7 protein-coding genes are annotated in these 6,840 nt (G+C 32.3%); 5 read left to right on the forward strand and 2 right to left on the reverse strand.

The features are described 5' to 3' along the window. Positions 1 to 29: 29 nt before the first annotated feature. Both DIU01_RS15170 and DIU01_RS15175 read left to right on the forward strand, forming a co-directional pair. Positions 30 to 455 carry a DUF1573 domain-containing protein gene (locus DIU01_RS15170; protein WP_290835927.1) on the forward strand — a complete coding sequence of 142 codons (426 nt, stop codon included), beginning with the start codon at positions 30 to 32 and terminating at the stop codon, positions 453 to 455. A 162-nt stretch (positions 456 to 617) separates the two neighbouring features. After that, on the forward strand, positions 618 to 1,700 hold the full coding sequence (locus DIU01_RS15175; protein WP_290835929.1) for a thioredoxin family protein: 1,083 nt from the start codon (positions 618 to 620) through the stop codon (positions 1,698 to 1,700). A gap of 335 nt (positions 1,701 to 2,035) precedes the next feature. Here DIU01_RS15175 and pckA read toward each other — a convergent pair whose 3' ends face one another. Then, positions 2,036 to 3,661, reverse strand: a complete 1,626-nt coding sequence (pckA, locus tag DIU01_RS15180; protein WP_290835931.1) for a phosphoenolpyruvate carboxykinase (ATP) — start codon at positions 3,659 to 3,661, stop codon at positions 2,036 to 2,038. A gap of 80 nt (positions 3,662 to 3,741) precedes the next feature. Continuing rightward, positions 3,742 to 4,128, reverse strand: coding sequence for a DUF423 domain-containing protein (locus tag DIU01_RS15185; RefSeq protein WP_290835934.1), 387 nt, complete (start codon positions 4,126 to 4,128; stop codon positions 3,742 to 3,744). Positions 4,129 to 4,252: 124 nt separating this feature from the next. Here DIU01_RS15185 and DIU01_RS15190 point away from each other — a divergent pair, with 124 nt between their 5' ends. From DIU01_RS15190 to DIU01_RS15200, 3 genes are all read left to right on the forward strand, one after another. Beyond that, positions 4,253 to 5,014, forward strand: a complete 762-nt coding sequence (locus tag DIU01_RS15190; protein WP_290835936.1) for a DUF3108 domain-containing protein — start codon at positions 4,253 to 4,255, stop codon at positions 5,012 to 5,014. A 10-nt stretch (positions 5,015 to 5,024) separates the two neighbouring features. Continuing rightward, positions 5,025 to 5,348, forward strand: a complete 324-nt coding sequence (locus tag DIU01_RS15195) for a hypothetical protein (RefSeq protein WP_290835938.1) — start codon at positions 5,025 to 5,027, stop codon at positions 5,346 to 5,348. Positions 5,349 to 5,454: 106 nt separating this feature from the next. After that, a complete protein-coding gene (locus tag DIU01_RS15200) occupies positions 5,455 to 6,831 on the forward strand; it encodes a saccharopine dehydrogenase C-terminal domain-containing protein (protein ID WP_290835940.1) in 1,377 nt (458 codons plus the stop codon). The last annotated feature ends 9 nt before the right edge of the window (positions 6,832 to 6,840 follow it).

Here is a 6,840-nt window from a genome sequence, read left to right on the forward strand (position 1 = left end):
CATCAAGAAACTTTAAAGAATATTAAGTTATGAGAATATTTATTTACTTCTTACTAATTCTTATCACAGTTTCTTGTAAGCAAAAAGAATTAAATGAGAAAAGTGTTTTAACTAAAGAAAATGTTGAAATTGTAAATTCGCAAGGTCTTTTAGAAACAAATGAACTTACATTCAATGCCGGAAAGATAAAAAAAGGAACTCCTATTAAACATACTTTCAATTTTAAAAACACAGGAACAGAACCAGTCATTATTATAGAAAAAACAATGTCATGCAATTGCACCAATTTAAAATCAAGTAATGACACCATTGCACCACAGCAAAACACAAGTCTAGAAGCAACGATAGACACCAAAGATAAAGATCCTGGTTATGGTGAAGCTACTATAACAGTTAAGACTAATGGAAAAAGGAAATTTTTTCTCTTGGCCATTAATTTTGAAATAATTAACTAAAATAAAAAAATCCGATACTAAATCGGATTTTTTTCGTTTGGTTAGGTATTGTTTGCGTGTAAATTATAATAAAGTTTGGGATTTTTTTTGGTTAAAATAAACCTACAAATTTGCTTAAGTCAAACAAAACAATAACTTTGAATGAGATTAAAATTTACAAAAATGAAAAAAATTATTGCGCTATTGTTTTTAGGATTTTTCATGATGGTTTCCTGTACTAAAAAGTTAAGCACCGATGGTGAAATAAATGGTGATTTTCAATTATTTAAAGATGACTTTGATGCAGTTGTCATTAACATGCGTGGTTATGAAATCTTAGGTGATTCTATAATAACTAGTGATACTGTTAAGGCAATTAATGGAAAATTTACTTATAATTTTTCTATTCCAGAGTTAAAATTAGTCGACTTTGTTTTGCTGAAAAATAAAACATCAGTAGGAAAGCTAGGCTTATTAAATAAAAATTATAAAAAAGGTTCTAAAACCATTTCAAAAACTTTTGCGAATTTTTTTATAGGTAATGAAAAAATCATTTTAGAATGTGACACACTAGAAAAAATAGAATTTAACGGAACTATAAATTACACAGTTAAAGGTCTACAAACAGTAGAGCACGATATTGAAAGCAAGTTAAATATAACAAATGTTTCGAAGGAAATCATTCAAGAAAACCCTAACAGTTTTGCAGTATTACATCAATTATTTTGGCAAAAAGAAAGATTTTCAAATACTAAATTAAAAGCTTTAATGGAGTTGTTTTCTGATGATTTAAAAAAATCCACATCGTACAAAATCTTAAAAAAATATTTAGATGACAAGGTAAGTTTAGAAACTGATGGGTATTCAAAAAACTTTAATTGGGTTGATATTAATGCAAAGCGGCATACTTTTAAAGAAGCACTTGACGGTAAAAAATATTTACTATTAGTTTTCTGGGCAAGCTGGTGTGAACCTTGCAGAGCTGAAATTCCGAACTTGAAATTGTTTAATTCAAAATATAGTGAAAAATTAAATGTTGTTAGTTTGAGTATTGATGATAACTATGAATACTGGAAAAAAGCTGTAGAAAAAGAGAACATGCCATGGTTAAATTTATCTGGATTGCCAAAAGATAAAACAGCGATAAAAAAAGAATATAACATTAGTGCTGTACCAAATTTGATTTTATTAGACAACAAAGGAAAACCTATTTTGAATACTATAAATGATTTAGAAAAGATAAAAAAATACATAGATTCTCACTAATTTATTTTCACAGAAAACCATTTACATAAAATAAAAAATCCGATAGTACTATCGGTTTTTTTTCATTTGGTTAGGTATTGTTTGTATGTAAATTCTATTTGAATTTAGTTTTTTTGACAAATTTTTATTGAAAACGACTACTTCAAAAAAGACAATCACTACCTAGCCCTGATTGTAGTGGAAATCCTTTTTCTTTTTTCTTTAAAAAGGAAAAGATTGCAACGGAAAGCAGGAATAAGGATTACAAGAAAAGCCTGAACTGTTCGCTCCTGAATAAAAAAAATCCGATACTAGATCGGATTTTTTCGTTTGGTTAGGTATTGTTTGTGTGTAAATTATAATTGCGGACCAGCATTTACTAAATTCTGTCCTTCGGAATTATCGGTATATTGAACGAAATTTTTAATGAATCTTGAAGCCAAATCGGTTGCTTTTTCATTCCAATCGGCTACATTTTCATACGTATCTCTTGGGTCTAAAATCGCCGGATTCACATCATGCAAAGAAGTAGGAACCACAAAATTGAATGTTGGAATTGTTTTAGTTTCTGCTTTTTCTATCGAACCATCAAGAATTGCATCGATGATTGCACGTGTGTCTTTTATTGAAATACGTTTTCCTGTACCGTTCCAACCTGTGTTTACCATATACGCTGTTGCGTTGTGTTCTTCCATCTTTTTTACCAATTCTTCACCATATTTTGTAGGATGAAGTGATAAAAATGCTTTTCCGAAACAAGCCGAGAATGTTGGTTCTGGTTGCGTAACACCTCTTTCTGTTCCAGCTAATTTAGCCGTAAAACCCGAAAGGAAATAGTATTTTGTTTGTTCTGGAGTTAATTTAGAAACTGGAGGCATTACTCCAAATGCGTCTGCTGTTAAGAAAATAACTTTAGTAGCATGACCCGCTTTAGAAACTGGCTTAACGATATTATGAATGTGATCTATTGGATAAGAAACACGAGTATTTTGAGTTACAGAACCGTCTTTAAAATCGATAATTCCATTAGCATCAACTGTTACATTTTCTAGTAACGCGTCTTTTTTAATGGCACCAAAAATATCTGGTTCATTTGCTGCACTTAAATCGATGGTTTTTGCATAACATCCGCCTTCAAAGTTGAAAACGCCGTCGTTATCCCAACCGTGTTCATCGTCACCAATTAATTCACGTTTTGGATCGGTAGAAAGAGTAGTTTTTCCTGTTCCAGATAATCCGAAGAAAACCGCAACATCACCATCTTTTCCTTTATTTGCAGAACAATGCATTGAAGCAATTCCTTGTAATGGCAAGTAGTAATTCATCATTGAGAATAACCCTTTTTTCATTTCGCCACCGTACCAAGTTCCGCCAATTAATTGAACTTTTTCAGTTAAATTAAAAGCTACATAAACTTCAGAATTTAATCCGTGAGCTGCATAATCTTTGAAACTAGTTTTAGAACCGTTCATTACTATAAAGTCTGGTTCACCAAAAGCTTCAAGTTCGGCATCGGTTGGACGAATGAACATATTTTTCACGAAATGCGCTTGCCACGCGACTTCCATAATAAAACGTACTTTTAATCGTGTATTTTCGTTAGCACCACAAAAGGCATCAACCACAAATAATCTTTTTCCAGAAAGCTGGTTTACAGTTGTTTCTTTTAAAGCATTCCAAGTAGTTTGAGAAATTGGTTTGTTATCGTTTACTGCTTTTTCAGAATTCCACCAAATGGTATTTTCTGTAATGCTGTCTTTAACAATGTACTTGTCTTTTGGCGATCGACCGGTGAATTCACCTGTCATAACATTTACTGCTCCAAGTTCTGTTAGCTGGCCTTTTTCATAACCTTCTAAACTTGGATTTAACTCTTCATTATATAAAAATTCAAAAGATGGATTGTATATAATTTCTTGGACATTTTTAATTCCGTATTGTTCTAACGAAATCGATTTCGTAGATTGGGCAGTATTCTCCATAAAATTGTATTGTGTTGCAATTAGTAAATTGACTGCAAAGTTAAAAATAAATAATTACAACGTTATAGTTTAGTAAAAAATTATGCTTTTTTCTTTAAAAATTGTATCATAAAAATGCTCCAAGCCACTATTAATAGTAATCCGCCGATGGGTGTGACAATTCCGATGACCTTAAAATCAAAAGAGGTGAGCGAATTTGTAGCAAGCAAATAAATTGATCCCGAAAAGAAAATAATCCCTAAAATTGTTAAAATCAATATTGTTTTTTTAGTTTTTGAAGTCAAATGATTATTTAATCCTAAAAATAACAAAAATAACGCATGATACATCTGATATTTCACTCCGGTTTCAAAAGTTGCTAATTGATCTAATGTTAACACTTTTTTTAAGGCATGAGCGCCAAAAGCTCCTAAAATAATTGCAGTCATTCCGAAAAAAGCGGCTGTCGAAAATATTTTTCTATCCATAATTGCGATGATGTATAATTTTATACAAATTTATCTGTTATACATTGAATAAAGAAGGACTTTTATGTTTTCTTTTTAAATTTTGCAATATTAAAATTTTATATTTGCACCCTAATTTAATAAGATGAAAAAGATTGTATTTTTAATAGCTACAGCATTGATTTTCTGTTCGTTTACTTCAGATAAAAAAGTTGTAGTTCCATCGGGCGAAAAATTAGTTTATGCTGGCTCTTATAATATGAGCGGATTAATGACACATTTGGCGCAAGTTACCATGTCTACAGAAACCGTTTCAACTGCAAAAAACTCGTACCTTCATTTAAATTGCGAATTAGCGACTTTTAGCAAATGGGATAAGTTTTTTAAAATTCGCGACATTTATGAATCGTATGTAGATCCAATAACATTAAAACCAAGTTTATACAAAAGAAGTATTGACGAAGGCGGTTATACTAAAAAAGAAAAATATGCTTTTAAAGGAAATGCAGTAACTAGCACAACCAAAAAAAGAAGACAACCCGAAACAACCAAAAAGTTTACGATTGGAGCTGCAACTCAAGATGTAGTTTCACTTTTATATAAAGTAAGAACTATTGATTTTACAAAACTAAAAGCTGGTCAAACTAAATCGTTTACTATAGTTTTTGACGAAAAAGAAATTCCTGTGACTTTAAAATATATGGGAATTGAAAGCGTAAAAGCCGGAAATCTTGGTACAAAAAACTGTTACAAATTATCGATTGGAGCAAAAACGGATGCTTTAAAAGGAAAAGATAAAAATCTTATTTGGCTTACCGCCGATGCTAAAAAAGTTCCTGCGTTAATGAAATTCAGCATTCCTGTTGGAACTGGACAATTGGTTTTAACTTCGGCAACTGGAATTTAATTTGAACATCATGAGAAAAACATTTTTAATCCTTTCGATAATTTTTGTAGTAATAAGCATAGTATTTTCTGCTTTACCTTTAGATACTTTGGCGCTTTTACCTATCGCACTTACATTAATTTTCCTGTTCATAACCTTTAAAAAATCGGAAGTTAACCAACGTCAAGTTCCCAAATGGCTTTTTATCATAACCTATTTATGTGGCATTTTCGTTCTTGGAAAAACGTTTTTAATTAAAGATGAAGTTGCTGTTGACCAACAATTTGAACAACAAAAAATAGAGACCAAACAAGAAGCTAGACAAGAACTTGAAGAACTAGAAGGTTTAGAATAATTCAATAAAAAACAAAATAGTAAATTCCAAATCCCAAACATTAAGTTGGAATTTGGAATTTTTTTATTAGAATTTATCTAGCTTTGCATCCTATTTTAGAAAAACCATGAGAAATATACTTATAATTGGCGCTGGTAGATCGGCATCATCCTTAATACAATACCTTTTAAACAAATCCAATCAAGAAAATCTTCATTTAACAATTGGCGATTTATCTCTAGAATTGGCGCAACGCAAAACCAATAATCATCCAAATGCAACCGCAATTGAGTTGGACATTCACAACGAATTACAACGTCATTCCGAAATTCAAAAAGCCGATATCGTAATTTCGATGTTGCCTGCGCACATGCATATTGAAGTTGCCAAAGACTGCATCACTTTCAAAAAACACATGGTTACTGCATCTTATGTTTCTGATGCTATGCAAAGTTTAGACGCATTAGCCAAAGAAAACAACTTGATTTTCATGAACGAAATCGGGCTTGACCCAGGAATCGATCACATGAGCGCAATGAAAATCTTGGATGAAATAAGAGAAAAAGGCGGAAAAATGTTGCTTTTCGAATCGTTCTGCGGCGGATTAGTTGCTCCAGAAAGCGACAATAATCTTTGGAATTACAAATTTACTTGGGCACCAAGAAATGTAGTTTTGGCTGGTCAAGGTGGCGCGGCAAAATTCATTCAAGAAGGAAAATACAAATACATTCCGTACCACAAATTATTTCGCAGAACCGAATTTTTATTAGTGGAAGGTTACGGAAAATTCGAAGGTTACGCCAACCGCGATTCTTTGAAATACCGAAGCGTTTATGGCTTAGACGACGTACTAACTTTGTACCGTGGAACCATCAGACGAGTTGGATTTTCAAAAGCTTGGAACATGTTTGTGCAATTGGGAATGACCGATGACAACTACGTTATGGAAAACTCAGAAACCATGAGTTACCGCGATTTTGTGAACTCATTTTTGCCTTTTCATCCAACAGATTCTGTAGAAATCAAGTTGAGAATGGCGCTAAATATTGAGCAAGACGACATCATGTGGGACAAACTTCTGGAACTAGATTTATTCAATCCAAACAAAATTATCGGATTAGTAAACGCCACTCCAGCACAAATTTTAGAACACATACTAAACGATTCCTGGAAGTTAGAACCCAACGACAAAGACATGATTGTGATGTACCACAAATTTGGCTTCGAAATTAACGGAGAAGAACAACAAATCGACTCCAAAATGGTATGCATCGGCGACGACCAAACCTATACAGCAATGGCAAAAACCGTTGGTTTACCAGTCGCAATGGCAACATTACAAATCTTAAACGGAAACATAAAAACACCAGGCGTACAACTGCCAATTCGCAAAGAAGTTTACGAACCAATCCTTAAAGAACTCGAAGAATACGGTGTGATTTTCAAAGAAACTGTTATGCCATACATTGGTTACAATCCTGATAAACTGGCGACTACAAATTAAAATTAGGAG

The organism is Flavobacterium sp., from assembly GCF_003525665.1.
Taxonomy (GTDB): Bacteria; Bacteroidota; Bacteroidia; order Flavobacteriales; family Flavobacteriaceae; genus Flavobacterium.